The sequence below is a fragment of the Aquisalinus flavus genome, assembly GCF_014640095.1.
In the GTDB taxonomy this organism is placed as follows: domain Bacteria; phylum Pseudomonadota; class Alphaproteobacteria; order Caulobacterales; family Parvularculaceae; genus Aquisalinus; species Aquisalinus flavus.
This window is the reverse complement of sequence record NZ_BMGH01000001.1, coordinates 109039-127129: the sequence shown is the minus strand read 5'-3', so window position 1 is coordinate 127129 and position 18091 is coordinate 109039. Positions and strand designations below refer to the sequence as shown.

The window sequence follows — 18091 nt, the reverse complement described above, 5'->3', positions numbered from 1 at the left end:
CCATGCCCGGGGTATTTCAGCGCCTTGCCGCCCTGCCTGACCGGCGCGGCTGGCTGCTCAGCACGCTGATCTATTTCCTGTTTGCCGTCATCGCCGTGCTGTTCGGACTGGAAACCGGCATTCTCGCCTGGCAGCCTGGCGGCAGCGACCTTCTTGCTGTCGCGCTTGTTGCGCTGGTGATCCCGTCCCTTGTGGAGGAACTGGTTTTCCGGGCGCCGCTACTCTGGGCGCCGCGCGGGCAAGCCTTCATCTGGAGCGCTGTAGCGCTTGCCCTGTTCGTGCTCTGGCACCCGTTAAATGCCTGGCTGATCCTGCCGGATGCGCGCCCTGTCTTTTTCGATCCACGATTCCTGATCATCGCTGGCGGACTGGGCCTTGCCTGCACCATGGCGACGGTCATGACACGGAGCATTGTTCCCGCAATCCTGATGCACTGGCTGACAGTGACCGGCTGGAAAGGGCTGTTCGGCGGCGAACAGGTCATCGGCGCATGAGCGATTTCGTGACCCGCTTTGCCCCCTCGCCCACCGGCCATATCCATCTCGGCACGGCTTTTGCGGCCCTTCAAGTTTGGGAGGCGGCACGCGCCGCGGGCGGGCGCTTCATCCTGCGCATCGAGGATATCGACCGGACGCGCTGCCTGCCCGACTATACAACCGCCATGCTGGACGATCTCGCCTGGCTCGGACTCGACTGGGAAGAACCGGTGCGCATCCAGTCGCAGCATCTTGAAGAGTATGAGACCGCCCTCGCCCCGCTGATCGAGAAAAACCTCGTCTACCGCTGTTTTCGCACCCGCAAGGAGATCGCCGGGGAGATTACCCGCGCCCCGCATCTTGGTGCCGACGGCCCGGAAGGCCCGGTCTTCACGGGCGGGCCGCTATCGGCAGACATGGAAGACGAAAAACTCGCGGCGGGTGAGCCCTTCGCCTGGCGCCTGTCAATGGACGCGGTACGCCAGCATCTGGGGGATGATTTCGATTTGCTGTCCTTCGTCGAAGAAGGGGCAGGCCCGACCGGCGAGACCGGCGAAATCCACGCCACCCCGGAAATCTTCGGCGACGTGATCGTCGCGCGCAAGGATATCGGCACCAGCTATCACCTCGCCTGCACCCATGATGACGCCCTGCAGGGGATCACCCATGTGATCCGCGGCCAGGATCTGTTCTTTTCCACCCATCTGCACCGGCTGATCCAGCGCCTGCTCGGGCTTCCCGAGCCGGTCTATCGCCATCACCGCCTGCTGACCGGGCCGGACGGCCGGAAATTCTCCAAGCGAGACCGCTCGCTGACGATTCGCGCGCTGCGCGAGGGGGGCGAGACCCCGGCAACCATCAGGCAGGCCTGGTTCTCGATCTGAAGTCCGCAATCACGGGGATTTCAGGCCACACAGGGCCATTTTTTGCAGTGCGGGCTTACCCGCCCTTGCCAGAACCGTTACACATGGCGAGTGTTGGGTAACCATGTCGCGGGCTTTGGGGGCTTGAGAGTGATATTGAAACGGCTGTTAACGGGACTTGCCTGCCTCGCCACGGCGACGCTCGCCTTCTCCTATGCCCAATCCGACCAGGCCGACGATTTCGATTTCCCGCCCTTGCTGCCCGCTGAAGGGACACCGGCCGCGTCACCGGTGCCGGTGCCTGCCTCCGGCCCCGCTGCCACGCCGGAACCGGCGTCGATCAACCCGAACCGCATCATCAGCAACGAAATCAAACCGGCGGAACAACTCTTCGGCGGCGACACTGACGAGCTGATGGCGCTGATCCCGCCGGCGCGGAACACGACGGATTACTGGCATATCTACAAGACCGAATGGGATGCAAACGACGAACGCGGCTATCAGGCTTTCGTCACCGCCATCGGCCGCACGCAATGTTCGACCCTCGACGAATGCATCCGCGATCCGGCCAACCCGTATCGCGACCTGTCGTCCGAGATCATCTATCTCGGCGATTGCGCAGACATGGCCTATTTCCTGCGCGCCTATTATGCGTGGAAAAACGGCCTGCCCTTCTCCTATCAGCATGTCGTGGCGACGGCCGACGGGTCGCGGCAGGACCTGCGCTATTCGGATAGCGGCAATATCATCATCGACCGGCGCGTCGTCATCGACTCCGAACGCAGCGGGCCGATCCATGCGCCGACCTTTCTGCAGCGTATCGGCGGCGAGGTATCGACCGCGATGTTCCGAACCCATCCGGAACGGGACGGCTCGCGCACCCATGACGATTTCTTTCCCGTCGAGATTTCGCGCGATCACGTCGTGCCCGGCTCTATCGCCTATGACGTGTTCGGCCATGTCGGCCTGATCTATGAAGTCACCAAGGACGGCCGGGCGCTGATCGTCGCGTCGCATCCGGATATGAGCGTCACGCGCACGCTCTATGGTCCGAACTTCTTGCGCACCGGACCGAACCATGGCGGCGGCATCAAGGCCTGGCGCCCGATCCGCCTTGTCGGGGCAACGCTGACCGAGGACGGCACCTATGTCGGCGGCCGTATCGAGGCAGCCAGTAATGACGGCCTGCCCGGCTATTCGCTGGTCCAGTATTACGGCAATGGCGAGCACCCGGTTACCGACTGGCAGAACAGTGAGTTCGTCTGGCAGGGCCGCACGATGCAGTATTACGATTATGTGCGCTACGCGCTCGCCGCCCAGGACCACCAGTTCGATCCGAGCTATGAGATGCGCGCCGCGCTGCAGGGGCTGTGTTCCGACGTGCGTGCCCGCCGCGTCGCCGTCGACCAGGCCGTCCGCGACAAGCTGCATCTGATGGATCATCCGGGCCGGCTGCCGCCGAATATCTACGGCACCTATGGCACATGGGAATCCTATTCGACGCCGTCGCGCGATGCGCGGCTGAAGACCGCCTTCCGCGACCTGATGCGGGTCAGCCGACAGCTTGTCGCTGATGCGGGACCGGACGGGCCGGCGCTCGCCGCAGAGCTTCTTCATATTTTCGAGGAAGAAGAGCAGGCTTGCCGCATCGCCTACAAGCGGATGGATGGCACGCTGATCAAGCTGACCCTCGCCTCGGTCATGGACCGGCTGTTCGACATGTCGTTCGATCCCTATCACTGCCCTGAGCGGCGCTGGGGCGCCCGCGGCACCGAACTCGCGACTTGCGAGGAAAGTGACGAGAAGCGCGCCTGGTACGACGCCCAGAAATATCTGCGCAACCAGATCGACCGGACCTATGAAGTCTCGATGAGCTTCACCCTCGACCAGATGCGCTCGCCGCTGGACGCCCCGCCGTCGCGTGGCGGGCTCGGCGAGGCAGAGGCGCCGAATGTCGATGTCAAAGCGTATCTTGCCAGCGTCGCCTCTCCGCATCCGTCGGAACGCCGGGCCATCGCTTCATCGGTCGAGACCATCTCCCAGGACGGCGCGGGCGGCCGCTGAACCGCTTCACATTGCGACACTGCGACCATGCGCGCGGCTTTCCCTTTCCCGGAAAAGGCACATATAAAGCCCAAAGGAAAAAGGTAAGACCGATGAGCTTTCTGCAATATGTCCTGATCCCCGTCGCGATGCTGGCAACGCTTGGTGCCCTCGGTTTCGGGATCTATGCCCTCGCCAAGGGCGGCGATTTCGCCAAGAACCATTCCAACCGCCTGATGCGGCTGCGGGTCCTGTTTCAGGCCATCGCGATCGCCCTGATGATGCTGTTCCTGTGGCTGTTCACCCAGGGTAACTGATAGGCTCCGTGCATGGTCAAGCTGACCAAGATCTATACCCGCACCGGCGATGACGGCACCACAGGTCTCGTGACCGGGGACCGTGTGCCGAAGACCCATCCGCGTGTCGGCGCGATGGGGTCGGTGGACGAACTGAATGCCGCCATCGGCATGGTGCTTTCGGCGCTGCCCGACGGGCACGGCCTGGCCACGCCGCTCGGCGCGATCCAGAACGATCTGTTCGATGTCGGCGCCGATCTCGCCACCCCGGGCGAGCTTGAAGGCGCGCTGCGTGTGACGCCGCAACAGGTCACCTGGCTGGAAGAACGCATCGACGCGATCAACGAAACGATGCCACCCCTGACCTCCTTCGTCCTGCCGGCGGGCAATGCCGCCGCGGCGAATGCCCACCTTGCCCGCGCCATCGCCCGCCGGGCCGAGCGCGACGTCTGGCTGCTGATCGAGGCAGAACCGGGAGCAACTGTATCCCGCCACATCGCGACCTATCTCAACCGGCTGTCGGACTTCCTGTTCGTCGCGGCCCGGCAACTGGCCCGTGACACCGGCGAAGAGACGCTGTGGCAGCCCGGCGCAAACAGGCCTCGCTGATTGGCGCTGCCTTGGTCTGGGCTGGCCTGCTGCAGACGCGAATTGAAAAGCCCTCCCGGCCCGACTAGGGTGCCGGGCAACAATCCGGCGCCGGCTCACCTTTCAATGTCACCGGCGCCTTCGTAACAACGACCTGAAGGAGAAAATGCCTTGAAAGTCCTCGTCCCCGTCAAGCGCGTGATCGACTATAACGTCAAGGTCCGGGTCAAGCCCGACCAGTCCGATGTCGACCTCGCCAACGTAAAGATGTCGATGAACCCGTTCGACGAAATCGCCGTCGAAGAGGCCGTGCGCATGAAGGAAGCCGGCACGGTGGAGGAAGTCATCGCCGTGTCGATCGGCCCGGAAAAGGCCCAGGACCAGCTGCGCCAGGCCCTTGCCATGGGTGCCGACCGCGCGATCCTGATCGAGACGACCGAAACCGTCGAGCCGCTCTCCGTTGCCAAGCTGCTGGCCAAGGTCTGTGAAGAAGAGAACCCGGACCTGGTCGTCATGGGCAAGCAGGCGATCGACGATGATTGCAACCAGACCGGCCAGATGCTTGCCGCCCTGATGGGCTGGCCGCAGGGCACTTTCGCCTCTGCCGTCACCAAGGAAGGCGACAAGCTGCATGTGACCCGCGAGGTCGATGGCGGGCTGCAGACGATCGCGCTGACCCTGCCGGCTGTGGTCACCACCGATCTGCGCCTGAACGAGCCGCGCTATGCCTCCCTGCCGAACATCATGAAGGCCAAGAAGAAGCCGCTCGACAAGAAATCACCATCCGATTACGGCGTCGAGATCATTGCCCGCCTGAAGACCCTGAAAGTGACCGAGCCGCCCAAACGCGAAGCCGGCATCAAGGTCGAGAGCGTTGCCGATCTCGTCGAGAAACTGAAAAACGAAGCGGGAGTCCTGTAAGCCATGACCATCCTCGTAATAGCCGAACATTCAAACGACCACCTGTCGGACGCAACGGCGAAAACCGTCAGTGCCGCGACGAAAATCGGCGGCGATATCCACGTGCTTGTCGCCGGGTCCGGCGCCAGCGCCGTAGCCGGGCAGGCCGCGAAGATCGCCGGCGTTGCCAAGGTGCTGCATGCAGACGACGACCATTATGCCAAGCAGCTGGCCGAGCCGATGGCCGAGCTGATCCTGTCGCTTGCCGGCGATTATGACGTGCTGATGGCCCCGGCCGGCACCGACGGCAAGAACTACATGCCGCGGGTCGCCGCCAAGCTCGACGTGATGCAGATTTCCGACATCATCGCCGTGGAAAGTGCAGACACGTTCCAGCGTCCGATCTATGCCGGTAACGCGATTGCCACCGTCCAGTCATCCGACGCCAAGAAGGTCATTACCGTGCGCGGCACGGCCTTCGAGGCGCCTGCCATGGACGGGTCGGCCAGCGTCGAGACCATCGGCGCGGCTGACTTTCCCTCGATCTCCGAATTCGTCAAGGAAGAGCTGACAAAATCCGACCGCCCGGAACTGCAGGGCGCAAAGATCGTCATCTCCGGCGGCCGCGCGCTCGCCTCCGGCGAGAATTTCGAGAAATATATCTATCCGGTGGCGGACAAGCTCGGCGCCGCCGTCGGCGCCTCGCGCGCTGCCGTCGATGCCGGCTATGTGCCCAACGACATGCAGGTCGGCCAGACCGGCAAGGTCGTCGCGCCGGAGCTCTATATCGCCGTCGGCATTTCCGGCGCGATCCAGCACCTTGCCGGGATGAAGGATTCCAAGGTCATCGTGGCGATCAACAAGGACGAGGAGGCACCGATCTTCCAGGTCGCGGATTATGGCCTTGTCGCCGACCTGTTCGAGGCGATGCCGGAGCTTGAAAAGGCGCTGTAAGCGTCAGATATGCCTTCCCTCCTGGAAAGCCGGCGCATCGACGCCGGCTTTTTTAATGCTCTTTAATCAGTATCGTCACATTTAATGTTTGCCGTGCGAACCTGGCCCAAAGGTCGGTGTTTCTTCTTCGGGACGCTGATGTTCCCTATGGAGATGAAAATGCCCAATACCGATCATGTCAAAGGCGAAGCCAAGAAAATGGAAGGCCGTGTCAAAGACGCCGCCGGCGCAGCGACCGACAATCCGAAACTTCAGGCCAAAGGCAAGAAGGACAAGCTGGAAGGCGAGGCCCGCAAGGCCAAGGGCGACCTGAAAGACGCCATGAAGCCGAAGAAATAACCCTGCGATTGCAAAGCCGCCCCCATCGGGGCGGCTTTCTTCTGTTTACGGATTACTATCCGCACGCCTTAGTCCGGCGCTCGTGAACACATGCGCCACCGGCGGACCGTCCTGAAGCCTTTGCTCGTGATGCAACTACTCGCGGCTGTCCGTGTTGGGATAGGTAAGGGACGAGGCGATAAAAGGAGACCAATATGACTGACGAACAGCACATCAAGGGCGAAGCCAAGAAAATGGAAGGCCGCGCCAAGGACGCTGCCGGGTCCGCAACCGACGACGCGGAACTGCAGGCCGAAGGCAAGAAAGACAAGGTCGAGGGCGAAGCCCGCAAGACCGCAGGCGACGTCAAAGACGCCGCCGATAACGACAAGTAAGCGCGGCACTCAGCGCATAAGAAAAGCCGCCCCGTCGGGCGGCTTTTTGCTGTCGATAACGCGTGCGTTCTAGAGCTTGGGCAGCGGCGTGAACAAGACGTCGCGCACCCGGACGGCCCAGCCATTGGGCAGCAGGCTGTTGATCTTCAGAACCAGGATCAGCCCGGCCAGCAGCAGCGTGACCGCGTTGGCGACGATCACCGGCAGGGATCCGATAAACAGGCCATAGATGAACCATGTCAGCACGCCGGTGGTAAACATGATATACATCACAAGCGATATGGCGCCGGTTTCCTTGGTCCGAAGCACGTGAACAGCCTGCGGCGCGAACGAGGCTGTCGTCAAAACCGCGGCGAGCATTCCGATAAGTTCAATTGTCATACTCTGCTCCTGTATTGCTGCATTGCAGCATTCAGTTTGTAGATACAGCTTATGCTAGCGCTTAGCAAGGGGGCGCCGGCCAATCCGCCATGAATTTTTTGACAGTCTTCATGGCGGTGCCGGTGTTATACTCAGCCATTCACGAAAATTCAGTGAAAGCTGGCCAGAATGGCGACCACCGTCAACAGGCCGAGAGTGCCTGCGATGATGGACAGGCTGGTCAGCACACCGGCAAAAGGATGAAATTGCTTCATTTTTTCCATAGTGCACCTCACAGACTTCATATGGGCATTCCGTTACCTCGATGCAATGCACCGGACCGGGGCCCCCGGGCGTGCAGCTGTGAGTTCTCCTTTGCTGCACCGCAATAAAGTGCTATCATCCTGCAAAAATTGGAGAAAAAAATGGAAATCAAGAAAATCGGGGTGATTGGCGCTGGTCAGATGGGCAATGGGATCGCCCATGTCTTCAGCCTCGCCGGCTATGACGTGACGATCAGCGACATCAACGAAGACCAGTTGCAAAAGGCGCTCAAGACGATTGAGAAGAATATGGGCCGCCAGGTCGCCAAGGAGCAGATCTCCGAGAGCGACATGACAACGGCCCTCGGCCGCATCGAGACCAAGACAGGCCTCGAAGGGCTCGGCGATTGCGACCTGGTGATCGAGGCGGCAACCGAAAATGCCGACCTGAAGAAGAAGATCTTCCGCGACCTGTGCGCCCATCTGAAAAAAGACGCGCTGATCGCCACCAACACCTCGTCAATTTCCATCACGGCCCTGGCCGCCGTGACCGACCGACCGGAAAAATTCATCGGTCTGCATTTCATGAACCCGGTCCCGCTGATGAAGCTGGTCGAGGTCATCCGCGGCATCGCCACGAACCGCGAGACCTTCGAGACCGGCAAGCAGCTGGTCGACAAGCTCGGCAAGACAATGGCGATCTCGGAAGACTTCCCGGCCTTCATCGTCAACCGGATCCTGATGCCGATGATCAACGAGGCGATCTACACGCTGTATGAAGGCGTCGGCACGGTCAACGCCATCGACACCGGCATGAAGCTGGGCACCAACCATCCGATGGGCCCGCTGGAACTGGCCGATTTCATCGGCCTCGATACCTGCCTGTCGATCATGCAGGTCCTTTACGAGGGCCTGGCCGATTCCAAATACCGCCCCTGCCCGCTGCTGGTGAAATATGTCGAGGCCGGCTGGCTCGGCCGCAAGACCGGCCGCGGCTTCTATGACTATTCCGGCGAGACGCCGGTTGCCACGCGATAAGGCACAACAGGTTAGTGTTGTTACGGACTACTGGCGGAAGCGCTTGATCACCCCGTTGAAGGTAATCAGCTCTTCCGCGCCATCCCTGACCGAACCCTCGACGAAGATGATGCTCGAGCCTTCACGCACGATGCGCCCCTGGCAATGGATGAAGCGGCCGACCTTTCCGGGCTGCAGGTAATTCAGGTTCAGCGACAGGGTCGCGCCATTCATCAGGTCGCGCCCGTCCGCGGCGATGACGAACAGGCCGATATCGGCGAGGGTCGCCAGGGCGCCGCCATGGACGACGCCATTATTATTGGCATGGCGGGCCTGTGCCACGAAACCCAGCCCGACCGGGTCGGTGCGCCGATAGAACGGCCCCACCTCATTGGCGAAATCGGATGTCAGCTGGACTCGTTCCCAGCCCGCCGGGATCGCATCTTTCTCGGTCATGACAGCCCGCTTAGGGCGTTCTGCCGCGAAATACCAGTGCAAGTCACAGTCCTGCAAGCGAGCACCCCACTCGCTGTATGCAGCACAGCTGTGCGAACAATCATGTACCGCTCGCGCAATAGTCCGCGATGACCCGGATGAAGTCCCCGGCATAGGCATCGGCCTTCTTGTCGCCGACGCCGAAGACGTCGTTGAAGTCATCGCGGGCGAGCGGCTTTTGCTGCGCCATGTCGATCAGCGTGCGATCCGAGAAGATCACATAGGCGGGCACGGATTTGATCCGTGCGAGCTCCAGCCGTTTCTTTTTCAGGGCGGTGAGCAGTTTTGCGTCGACCTGACCCTCCGCGAGGGACGTCCTCGCGCGTCCGCCGCCGGCCTGGGCCAAATCGTCCTGGCGGAAGGAAATCTCCAATGCACCGGCCAGCAGCTGCCGCCCGCGTGCCGTCAGCTGCAGCGAGCCGAACTCTCCGCCTACAGCGTAAAGGCCGTCGGCATACATCTGCCGAAACAGCGAGCGCCATTGCTTGTCCGTCCGGGCCTTGCCCGCGCCATGGGTGGCCAGCCGGTCATGACCGGCATTGCGCACTTTCTCCGTATCCGCCCCGCGCAGGATGGCGACGATATGGGTCTGGCCATAGACCTCGCCCGTCGCCAGGATCGTCTCCAGCGCCAGCCTTGCTTCCGCCGTGCCATCGGCCATAACGGGCGGTGTGCGGCAGATATCGCATTTGCCGCAGGGCTCGTCGCGCATGTCGCCGAAATAGGCCAGCAGCACGTTGCGCCGGCAGGTCACGGCCTCGCAGAAGGCGGCCAGCGAATCGAGACGGCGGCGTTCGACCCGCTTGACCTCCTCGACCGCGCCGGACTCATCGATCATCGTCCGGCGCAGACGCAGATCATTGTATCCATACAGAAGGATTGCCTCGGCCGGCTCGCCATCGCGCCCGGCCCGGCCGATCTCCTGGTAATAGGCCTCCATCGAGGCGGGCAGGTTCATGTGGATGACATAGCGGATATCCGGCTTGTCGATGCCCATGCCAAAGGCGACCGTGGCACAGATGATGAGGTCGGGTTCGGTCAGAAAACGGTTCAGCCGCTCGGCCCGGTCGGCATCTTCCAGACCGGCATGATAGGCGAGCGCATTGTGCCCGGCGGCCCGCAGTGACTGAGCGGCCTGTTCGGTGCCCTTGCGCGACAGGCAATAGACGATGCCCTGGTCGCCCTCGCGCATCTTGACCAGTGTCTCCAGCCGTTTGGCACTGGAGCGTTTCTCCTCGACCGTGATCGCGATATTGGGCCGGTCGAACCCTTGCACATATTGCCGCGCCTGCCCGTGAAAGATGCGCGAGACGATATCGGCGCGCGTTGCCTCGTCCGCCGTTGCGGTAAAGGCAGCCAGCGGCACGCCCGGGAACTGCGTCTTCAAATCGGCGAGGCCCAGATAATCCTTACGGAAATCATGACCCCACTGGCTGATGCAATGGGCCTCGTCGATGACGAACATCGATACCGGCATCTTCGCCAGCGCCTGCTGCATACGCGGCGTCAGCAGGCGTTCGGGCGACATGTAGAGCAGCTTGATCTCGCCCGCTGCAACGCCCTGCCAGTCGGCGACATTGTCGGCCCGGCTGCGCCCGGAATGGATCATGCCCGCCGGGATGCCCGAGGCTTTCATCAGCGCAACCTGGTTTTCCATCAAGGCGATAAGCGGCGAGATGATGACAGCGAACCCGTCATTCATCATCGCCGGCAGCTGGAAACAAAGCGACTTGCCGGCCCCGGTCGGCATCACGGCAAGCACATCCTCGCCGCGCAGCAGGGAATCGATTACCGGCTCCTGCCCGTGACGGAAAGAGGAGAAGCCGAACAGGTGCTGCAGCATCTCGTGCTTGCCGCCATTGTCAGCCTCTTGCTCGAAACCCGATTGTGCCGCCGCCGTGTCAGCCACGAAACCCGCTTTCATCCATACCATTTTACCCGGTTGCACCATGGCGTGCTTCGCGCCGCTGGCCAATGGCCGCGGACCGGCCCGCGGCTGTGGTTTTCCACACAGGACGACGATCTTGCACGCCGCGTCGGGCATACCTATTTTATTGGCGAGGGCGTTAAACTACAGGAACGGGACCATCCATGGCACTCGACACACAGGACCGCATCTATATCGAGCAGCGCGTGACCAATGACGCGCCTTCACCGCTTGTCGCCTATCTGTTGTGGTTTTTTCTCGGCATCATTTCGGCTCACCGCTTCTATCTCGGTAAATGGGGAACGGCGCTGTTGCAGATCGCCAGCTATTTCCTGCTCATCGGCTTCGTCTGGTGGCTGCTCGACGCCTTCCTGATCTCCCTGATCATCAAGCAGCGCCAGGACCGCATTCGCGAGCATGTCGCCGAGGGCCTTGCCGTCTAGAGACCGCTCGAGGACTGCACCGGGCGCTTGATTTCGCCGGCCCGAGGCAACAGGCTCGGGCGCATGAGCACGACGAACACTGTTCCGGCATATCATTCAGGTCCTGACTTCCCCGACGCCCGGTTCGTGACCGCGGGCGACGTGACCTTCGCGGTCTATGAGAGCGGGCCGGAGCATGGCCGCCCGGTCCTGCTGCTGCATGGCTGGCCCGAGCTTGCTTACTCGTGGAAGCTGGTGATGCCGGAACTCGCCGCTGCCGGCTATCGCGCCATCGCCATCGACATGAAGGGGTTCGGACGCTCGTCCCGGCCTGATGACGTCTCGCGCTACAGCGCCGACGTGATGACCGACGATCTTGCCCGGCTGATTCCGGCGCTGGGCCATGACACGGTCATTCTCTGCGGCCATGACTGGGGCGGGGCGCTGGTCTGGCCCATGGCCTATCGTCACCCGGATCTGGTCGACGGCGTTATCGGCATCTGCACCCCCCATGTGCCCCGCGCGCCGATCGCGCCGCTGACGATCTATCGCAAGCGCGGTACCGACCGTCATTACATGGTGCAGTTCCAGGATGCCGGCCTGCCCGACCGCGCCTTTGGCGGCAGGGAGGACCTGTTCACGCAGTTCATTTTTTCCGTAACCCCGCCGCGCAGTGTCTGGCCGAAATTGCTGCCGCAGGCGCTGTTCCTGCCAGACAGGTTCGAGAACTTTTCGGGCAACCCGGCGGAGAAGCTGATCATGGGCGCCGACGACCGCGCCGTGTTCGCCCGCGCCTATGCACAGACCGGCCATCGCACACCGACCCATGTCTATCGCAATATCGACCGCAACTGGGAGATCACCGAGGGCATCGACCTGACCGTGCACCAGCCCTGCCTGATGCTGATGGCAGAACTGGACATGATGCTGCCGCCGGAACTCGCCGACGCCATGGATGATCTGTGTCCTGATCTTGAAAAGCAGCTGCTGCCGGATACCGGCCACTGGGCGATGTGGGAAAATCCGGAGGCGGTCAACCGCCACATGCTCGACTGGCTGAGCCGACGCTTCCCTGCCTGAAGAATAGCCTCCTGAACAATAGCCTAAAGCGAGGGCGTCGAGCCGTCGACGATGCGCTTGGCAACGGCGAGATCGACGCCCTTGTCCTCGCGCAGATAGTTGATCGCCTCGATCTTGCGGCCATCGGCGGTCAGCGCCGTCACCCTGTCGCGCTGCTCCGGACTGAGGCTCGCCAGCGTCGATTCCACATCGGCAAGAATCGCGCTTTCGTCCTGGCCCTTCCCGCCGAACAGGAACCAGATCGCGACGAGAACAATCAGTCCACCGCCTATCAGGAACCATTCCATGTGCCGTCTCCTTGCTGCAGCGAGCCTTTCACAGACTGTCGTAGAGCGCGCCAATCAGTTTTATGGCGCGCGGATCGGCGACGAGATGCGGCGACATCCTGTTCGGCACATAGGCGAAGCTGACGCGATTGACCGGATCGGCGAAAACGCAGGACCCGCCAAAGCCATAATGACCCCGGGCTGCAGGCTCGGGACCATAGGCGCCTTCGGTGTTGCACATCAGTCCGGCAGCCCAGGTCAGGTCGAAGGGCAGGACGAGATCATCGCCGCTGACGCGTGGCTCGACCGCCTGGCGGAACACTTCCTCGGGAAATAATCGCTCGCCTTCGAACACGCCATCCATGGCGAAGCTGCTCATCAGCCGGGCGAGCGAGGCGGCATCGGCATGCATGTTGGACGCGGGCATCTCCGCCCTGGCCCAGTCGTCGCGCGCGACACCGCCGGGGGAGGCCCAGCGCGTCAGGAAGGCAGCCTTCTTGTAGTCGTTCATCTCTCCCAGCAGCGGCGCGGAGGTTGGCTTGGTCATGTGCGAGGCCAGCGCGATCTCTTCATCGCTCAGGCCACAGAATATCCTGATGCCGTGGGGATCAGCGAAATCCTCGCGCAGGATCTGCCCGACCGTACGCCCGGTAACGCGGCGCAGCACCTCGCCGGCAATGAACCCGACCGTCTGCGGATGATAGCCATTGGCCGTTCCCGGCGTCCACATCGGCTTCGCTGCAGCGATCCTCGCGCACAACCCGTCCCAGTCGAGCCAAAGGGCGGGGTCCATTTCCTCGACAAAGCCGGGAATGCCGCTCTGGTGCGACAGGGCCTGCGCCAGCGTGATCTCGCCCTTGCCTTCGGCAGCGAATTCAGGCCAGTACGAGGCGACCGGCGCGTCATAGTCGAGGCGGCCGGCACCGACCTCCCGCGCGATCAGTAGCGCGACCACGGCCTTGCCGGAGGAATAGATCGTTACGATCGTCTCCGGTGCCCAGCGTTCGGTCTTCTTCCGGTCCTGCCAGCCGCCGGACAGATTGACCACAAGTTCACCCTCGACCGTGACCGCGACGCCACCGCCAAGGTCTTCGCCGCTGGCCAGACTTTCCTCGAATACATCGCGCACCCGCTCGAAGCGCGGATTCGCTCTACCGTTCAGTTGCATCAGCTTCCCTGATTGTTTGCCTGACGGGCAGTTAGTGCCACAAGCCTATGGAGCAAGGGCCTATGGAGCAAGGGCCTATGGAGCAAGGGCGCAGGACAGGGCCGAGGCCGTCGCCGCAGCGATGACGCGGGGGTTGTCGATGTTTTTCAGCGAGCCAAATGCGGCCTGGCTGCTGCTGGCCCGGGTCAGACGTGAGACGTGCCAGGCCAGTTCCTGCAGGTCGCCGCCGTCGAGCCGGTCTTCCAGCTGATCGGCCATGCATTCGGAAATACTCTCCGAGAACCCGATCCGCTGCAGATCATTGCGCAGCGAGTTCTTGGCGACGGTGGTGCAGCCGGTGATAAAAAAAGCGGCGGTAATGGCAAGGATGGCAAGGCGCATGGGTTTCTCCTCCGAAGGTTATGACCAGCACTATACCCATTAACCGTGATCAAGCCAGCAGAGAGCACAGGGTCGTGCCCATGGTGACGCACGCAGAGTGACACGCGCCAAAAAAACCGGGCGCACCTATTGCAATGCGGCATAGTTTCTGCGAATAGCTCGCATTATCATTCTCAGTTCCTTTTTCAGTTCCTTTTTCAGTTTCAGGGGTACCTTCAGTGAAATCCTTTATCCTTTCAGCCTCCGCCATCGCGTTATTAGCCGCCGCGCTTCCCGCTCATGCGCAGGATACCACCGCCGAAGAGGGCGAGGATATCATCGTGGTCACCGGCGGTTCGCAGGTCGAGCTCACCGGCGAATATGCCGGCGGCCAGGTCGCCCGGGGCGGCCGCGCCGGCCTGCTCGGTAATCTCGATTACATGGATGCGCCCTATGCGGGCACGGCCTATACGGAGAAGCTGATCAAGGACCAGCAGGCAAAGAGCGTCGGCGATGTGCTTCAGAACGACCCGGTCGTGCGCGTTGCCAAGGGCTTCGGCAATTTTCAGGAGCTGTATGTCATCCGCGGCTTTCCGGTCTATTCCGACGACATGACCTATAATGGTGTCTACGGCATCCTGCCGCGGCAATATGTGGCCGCCGAACTGCTTGAGCGGGTCGAGGTCTTTCGCGGTGCCAACTCGTTCCTCAATGGCGCGGCCCCCGGCGGCTCCGGTGTCGGCGGGGCGTTCAACCTGGTGCCCAAGCGCGCCGGAGACGAGCCGCTGAACCGCTACACCCTCGGAGTCGAGAATGCCGGCCAGTTCTATGGCGCGGCGGACATTGCCCGCCGCTTCGGCGAGGGCGACGCATTCGGCGTGCGCGTCAACGCCGTGCGCCGCGATGGCGAGACCTCGATCGAGGATCAGGAGCGCGCGCTGTCCGTCCTGTCGCTCGGCACGGACTACCGCACCGACGATCTGCGGCTGACCTTCGACCTCGGCTGGCAGGACCATCACATCGACGCACCGCGCCCGCAGGTCACGCCGCTGGGCGAGATTCCGGAAGCGCCTGATTCCGACACTAATTATGCCCAGCCCTGGACCTATACGGATGAGACGCAGCTGTTCGGCGTGGTGCGCGGGGAATATGACCTGAATGATGTCGTCACCGTCTGGGCTGCCGCCGGTGGCCGCCATGGCGAGGAAGCCAATGTGCTGGCCAATCCCAGCGCGGCAGCGGACGGCACGACCAGTGCCTATCGCTTCGACAACACCCGCGAAGACGATGTCTTCTCCGCCGATGCCGGTATCCGGGCCGATTTCGCCACCGGCCCGGTCGGTCACCGCGTGATCGCCTCGGCCTCGGCAATCCAGCTTGAATCGAAGAACGCCTACGCCTTTTCCAGCTTTGCCGGCTTTGCGGGCGACCTCTACGATCCGTTCGCGGTCGATGCCCCGGCGGCCGATTTCTTCGTCGGCGGCGATCTGTCGGACCCGGGCAAGACCGAGGAGGTCGACAATTCTTCCCTCGCCCTCGTCGACATGATGACCTTCCTCGATGGCAAGGTCATCGCCACGATCGGCCTGCGCAATCAGACCATCGAGACGGCGTCCTTCGACTACAATACCGGTGCCGAACTGTCCCGCTATGAGGACAGCGCGACGACACCGTCCTTCGGGCTCGTCTACAAGCCGTCGGAGACGATCTCCGTCCACGGCAATTACGCCGAGAGCCTGCAGCCGGGGGCGATTGCCCCGGCCTCCTCCGGTGGCACGCCGATCGACAATGCCGGGGAGATCCTCGAGCCCTATCGCGGCGAGCAGGTCGAGCTCGGCGTCAAATATGACGGCGGCAATTTCGGCGGCACGCTCAGCGCGTTTACCCTGTCGAAGCCGAACGCCATCGTCATCGACAATGTCTTCACCGCCTCCGGCGAGCAGGAAAATTCCGGCATCGAGCTGTCGGTCTTTGGCGAGCCCGCCGAGGGCGTGCGCCTGCTTGGCGGCGCGACCTTCATCAATGCCGAACTCTCGCAGACGCAAGGCGGCATCAATGAAGGCAATGAGCCAATCGGCGTGCCGGAACTGCAGGCCAATGTGAACCTCGAATGGGACGTTCCCGCCCTGCCCGGGCTGACGCTCGATGGCCGCGTCATCTATACTGGCGAGCAATATGTCAACGAGGGCAATACGACAGAGCTTGACGCGTGGACGCGTCTCGATCTCGGCGCCCGCTATCCGCTCACGATCAGCGGCAAGAACGTCACCCTGCGTGCCCGGGCCGAGAACGTGACGGATGACAGCTACTGGGCCTCGACCGGCGGCTTCCCCGGCGCGAATTATCTGGTCCAGGCCGCGCCGCGCACCTTCGTGCTCTCCGCGACGCTGGACATGTAATCACACCCCTTTTGTGGGCGGCGGACATTTTCCGCCGCCCGACAGGATCCTATGAAACCTGCCACGATCCGTCTCTGGTCAGCGATCCACAAATGGACGAGCCTCATCCCGACGCTCTTCCTCTTGATGCTGTGCATTACCGGCCTGCCGCTGATCTTTCATGACGAGATCGACGATGCGTTGAACCCGGACGACTGGCAGGCAGCCAATCCGGGCGCCCCCCTCCTCGACCTCGATACTATTCTCGACCGGGCGCTGGAGAACCGGCCCGGCGAGGTGCCTCTCTATATGAGCTTCGATATCGACCGGCCGGTGATCAATGTCACGACCGGGCCGACGCCGGATGCGCCCGGCACCCTGATGCATTTTGCCAGTTTCGATGCGACCAGCGGCGACCTGGTGCCGCCCAAGACAGGCGGCGCGTTCATGGAAGTGATCCTGCAGTTGCACACGGACATGTTCCTCGGCCTGCCGGGCATGCTGTTCCTCGGCGCCATGGGCGCGTTGATGATCGTCGCCATCGTCTCCGGCGTCGTTCTTTATACGCCGTTCATGCGCAAGCTCGATTTCGGCACGGTGCGGGCCAGCCGCAAACCGCGGATCAAATGGCTCGACTTTCACAATCTGCTCGGCATCGTGACGGTCGCCTGGCTGACCGTCGTCGGCCTGACCGGTGTCATCAACACGCTGGAAGCGCCGATCATCGACACCTGGAAATATAACGAGTTGGCCGATCTGACCGCCGGCTACGAGGCGGGCGCCGTGCCGGCACCCGCCGGGATGGCCTCGCTCGATACTGCCGTGCGCGATGCGCAGGAAGCAGCCCCCGGCATGCAGCTGCAATTCGTCGCCTTTCCCGGCGGCGACTTCTCGACCAGCCATCATTACGCGGTGTTTTTCCACGGCAGTACGCCGCTGACGGAACAACTGATCACCCCGGCGCTGATCGATGCGCGCACGGGCGCGCTGGCCGGTATCCGGCCGATGCCCTGGTATGCCAAGGCGCTGTCCCTCTCCCGCCCGCTGCATTTCGGCGATTATGGCGGGCTGCCGCTGAAGATCCTGTGGTTCGTCCTTGATTTGATGACCATCGTCGTGCTTGGCACCGGCATCTATCTGTGGCTGACCCGGCGCAAGAGCGTGCCGGCGGAAGTGCGGGAAATCCGTGAACTCGAAGGAAAACCGACATGAGGAAACGCCTGTCGCTGCGCGCCATCTTCGCGATACCGCTGTTCATCGCCGTCACGAGCCTGATCGGCCTGATCACGGCGCTGGTCGGCAATGATCTGTGGGACGCCCTGTCCTGGCTGACCCTCGGCCTGCCGGTGGCGATCACGATCTGGGTACTGATGAAGCGGCGGGTGTAGGGAGAGGAAGCGAGTAGCGAGTAGAATCGTGAATTGTGATTTGTGAATGGTGACATATACCTCGCTACTCGCCATTCGCTACTCGCTCATGCAAAAGCCGCCGCCGGCTATTGCCGCGAGCGTATGGAGCAGGC

21 protein-coding genes are annotated in these 18091 nt (G+C 62.4%); 15 read left to right on the top strand and 6 right to left on the bottom strand.

Going from position 1 to position 18091, the window contains the following annotated elements:
- Positions 1-2 precede the first annotated feature (2 nt).
- The 9 genes from IEV88_RS00650 (at position 3) to IEV88_RS00610 (ending at position 6833) form a co-directional block, all read left to right on the top strand.
- Complete coding sequence (locus IEV88_RS00650) at positions 3-494, top strand: CPBP family glutamic-type intramembrane protease (RefSeq protein ID WP_188159373.1); 492 nt, start codon at positions 3-5, stop codon at positions 492-494.
- Positions 491-1360 carry a tRNA glutamyl-Q(34) synthetase GluQRS gene (gene gluQRS, locus IEV88_RS00645; RefSeq protein ID WP_188159372.1) on the top strand — a complete coding sequence of 290 codons (870 nt, stop codon included), beginning with the start codon at positions 491-493 and terminating at the stop codon, positions 1358-1360. Before IEV88_RS00650 ends, gluQRS begins: the two co-directional genes overlap by 4 nt.
- Before the next feature lie 135 nt (positions 1361-1495).
- Positions 1496-3403: a hypothetical protein gene (locus IEV88_RS00640; protein ID WP_188159371.1), complete on the top strand. Its 1908-nt coding sequence runs from the start codon at positions 1496-1498 to the stop codon at positions 3401-3403.
- Positions 3404-3495: 92 nt separating this feature from the next.
- Entirely contained in the window at positions 3496-3699 is a 204-nt protein-coding gene (locus IEV88_RS00635) for a twin transmembrane helix small protein (protein ID WP_188159370.1), read from the top strand.
- Between the two features lie 12 nt (positions 3700-3711).
- Positions 3712-4287 carry a cob(I)yrinic acid a,c-diamide adenosyltransferase gene (locus IEV88_RS00630; RefSeq protein WP_188159369.1) on the top strand — a complete coding sequence of 192 codons (576 nt, stop codon included), beginning with the start codon at positions 3712-3714 and terminating at the stop codon, positions 4285-4287.
- 150 nt (positions 4288-4437) lie between these two features.
- Entirely contained in the window at positions 4438-5187 is a 750-nt protein-coding gene (locus IEV88_RS00625; RefSeq protein WP_188159368.1) for an electron transfer flavoprotein subunit beta/FixA family protein, read from the top strand.
- A 3-nt stretch (positions 5188-5190) separates the two neighbouring features.
- On the top strand, positions 5191-6120 hold the full coding sequence (locus IEV88_RS00620; RefSeq protein ID WP_188159367.1) for an electron transfer flavoprotein subunit alpha/FixB family protein: 930 nt from the start codon (positions 5191-5193) through the stop codon (positions 6118-6120).
- 159 nt (positions 6121-6279) lie between these two features.
- Positions 6280-6459, top strand: coding sequence for a CsbD family protein (locus tag IEV88_RS00615; protein ID WP_188159366.1), 180 nt, complete (start codon positions 6280-6282; stop codon positions 6457-6459).
- 194 nt (positions 6460-6653) lie between these two features.
- Complete coding sequence (locus tag IEV88_RS00610) at positions 6654-6833, top strand: CsbD family protein (protein ID WP_188159365.1); 180 nt, start codon at positions 6654-6656, stop codon at positions 6831-6833.
- A 69-nt stretch (positions 6834-6902) separates the two neighbouring features.
- Here IEV88_RS00610 and IEV88_RS00605 read toward each other — a convergent pair whose 3' ends face one another.
- Positions 6903-7214, bottom strand: coding sequence for a SemiSWEET family sugar transporter (locus IEV88_RS00605; protein ID WP_188159364.1), 312 nt, complete (start codon positions 7212-7214; stop codon positions 6903-6905).
- 404 nt (positions 7215-7618) lie between these two features.
- On the opposite strand from IEV88_RS00605, the gene IEV88_RS00600 reads away from it, so the two are divergent.
- Positions 7619-8494, top strand: coding sequence for a 3-hydroxybutyryl-CoA dehydrogenase (locus IEV88_RS00600; protein WP_188159363.1), 876 nt, complete (start codon positions 7619-7621; stop codon positions 8492-8494).
- Between the two features lie 27 nt (positions 8495-8521).
- On the opposite strand, the gene IEV88_RS00595 is transcribed toward IEV88_RS00600, so the two are convergent.
- Positions 8522-8929: a PaaI family thioesterase gene (locus IEV88_RS00595; RefSeq protein ID WP_188159362.1), complete on the bottom strand. Its 408-nt coding sequence runs from the start codon at positions 8927-8929 to the stop codon at positions 8522-8524.
- A 100-nt stretch (positions 8930-9029) separates the two neighbouring features.
- Positions 9030-10877: a DNA helicase RecQ gene (gene recQ / locus IEV88_RS00590; RefSeq protein WP_206711296.1), complete on the bottom strand. Its 1848-nt coding sequence runs from the start codon at positions 10875-10877 to the stop codon at positions 9030-9032.
- A 182-nt stretch (positions 10878-11059) separates the two neighbouring features.
- Between recQ and IEV88_RS00585 the strand changes: the two genes are divergently transcribed.
- Positions 11060-11338, top strand: coding sequence for a TM2 domain-containing protein (locus IEV88_RS00585; RefSeq protein ID WP_188159361.1), 279 nt, complete (start codon positions 11060-11062; stop codon positions 11336-11338).
- A gap of 63 nt (positions 11339-11401) precedes the next feature.
- Positions 11402-12397, top strand: coding sequence for an alpha/beta fold hydrolase (locus tag IEV88_RS00580; RefSeq protein WP_188159360.1), 996 nt, complete (start codon positions 11402-11404; stop codon positions 12395-12397).
- Positions 12398-12420: 23 nt separating this feature from the next.
- Here IEV88_RS00580 and IEV88_RS00575 read toward each other — a convergent pair whose 3' ends face one another.
- The 3 genes from IEV88_RS00575 to IEV88_RS00565 form a co-directional block, all read right to left on the bottom strand.
- Positions 12421-12684 (bottom strand): hypothetical protein, encoded by a 264-nt coding sequence (locus tag IEV88_RS00575; protein WP_188159359.1) that lies wholly within the window; start codon positions 12682-12684, stop codon positions 12421-12423.
- A 28-nt stretch (positions 12685-12712) separates the two neighbouring features.
- Positions 12713-13831, bottom strand: coding sequence for a serine hydrolase domain-containing protein (locus IEV88_RS00570; RefSeq protein WP_188159358.1), 1119 nt, complete (start codon positions 13829-13831; stop codon positions 12713-12715).
- Between the two features lie 75 nt (positions 13832-13906).
- Positions 13907-14212: a hypothetical protein gene (locus IEV88_RS00565; RefSeq protein WP_188159357.1), complete on the bottom strand. Its 306-nt coding sequence runs from the start codon at positions 14210-14212 to the stop codon at positions 13907-13909.
- 218 nt (positions 14213-14430) lie between these two features.
- Here IEV88_RS00565 and IEV88_RS00560 point away from each other — a divergent pair, with 218 nt between their 5' ends.
- The 3 genes from IEV88_RS00560 to IEV88_RS00550 are packed head-to-tail and all read left to right on the top strand — an operon-like array spanning position 14431 to position 17957.
- Positions 14431-16590: a TonB-dependent receptor gene (locus IEV88_RS00560; RefSeq protein ID WP_206711295.1), complete on the top strand. Its 2160-nt coding sequence runs from the start codon at positions 14431-14433 to the stop codon at positions 16588-16590.
- 51 nt (positions 16591-16641) lie between these two features.
- Positions 16642-17781: a PepSY-associated TM helix domain-containing protein gene (locus IEV88_RS00555; RefSeq protein WP_188159356.1), complete on the top strand. Its 1140-nt coding sequence runs from the start codon at positions 16642-16644 to the stop codon at positions 17779-17781.
- Positions 17778-17957 (top strand): hypothetical protein, encoded by a 180-nt coding sequence (locus IEV88_RS00550; protein ID WP_188159355.1) that lies wholly within the window; start codon positions 17778-17780, stop codon positions 17955-17957. The genes IEV88_RS00555 and IEV88_RS00550 overlap by 4 nt, the downstream gene beginning before the upstream one ends.
- Positions 17958-18091: the final 134 nt, after the last annotated feature.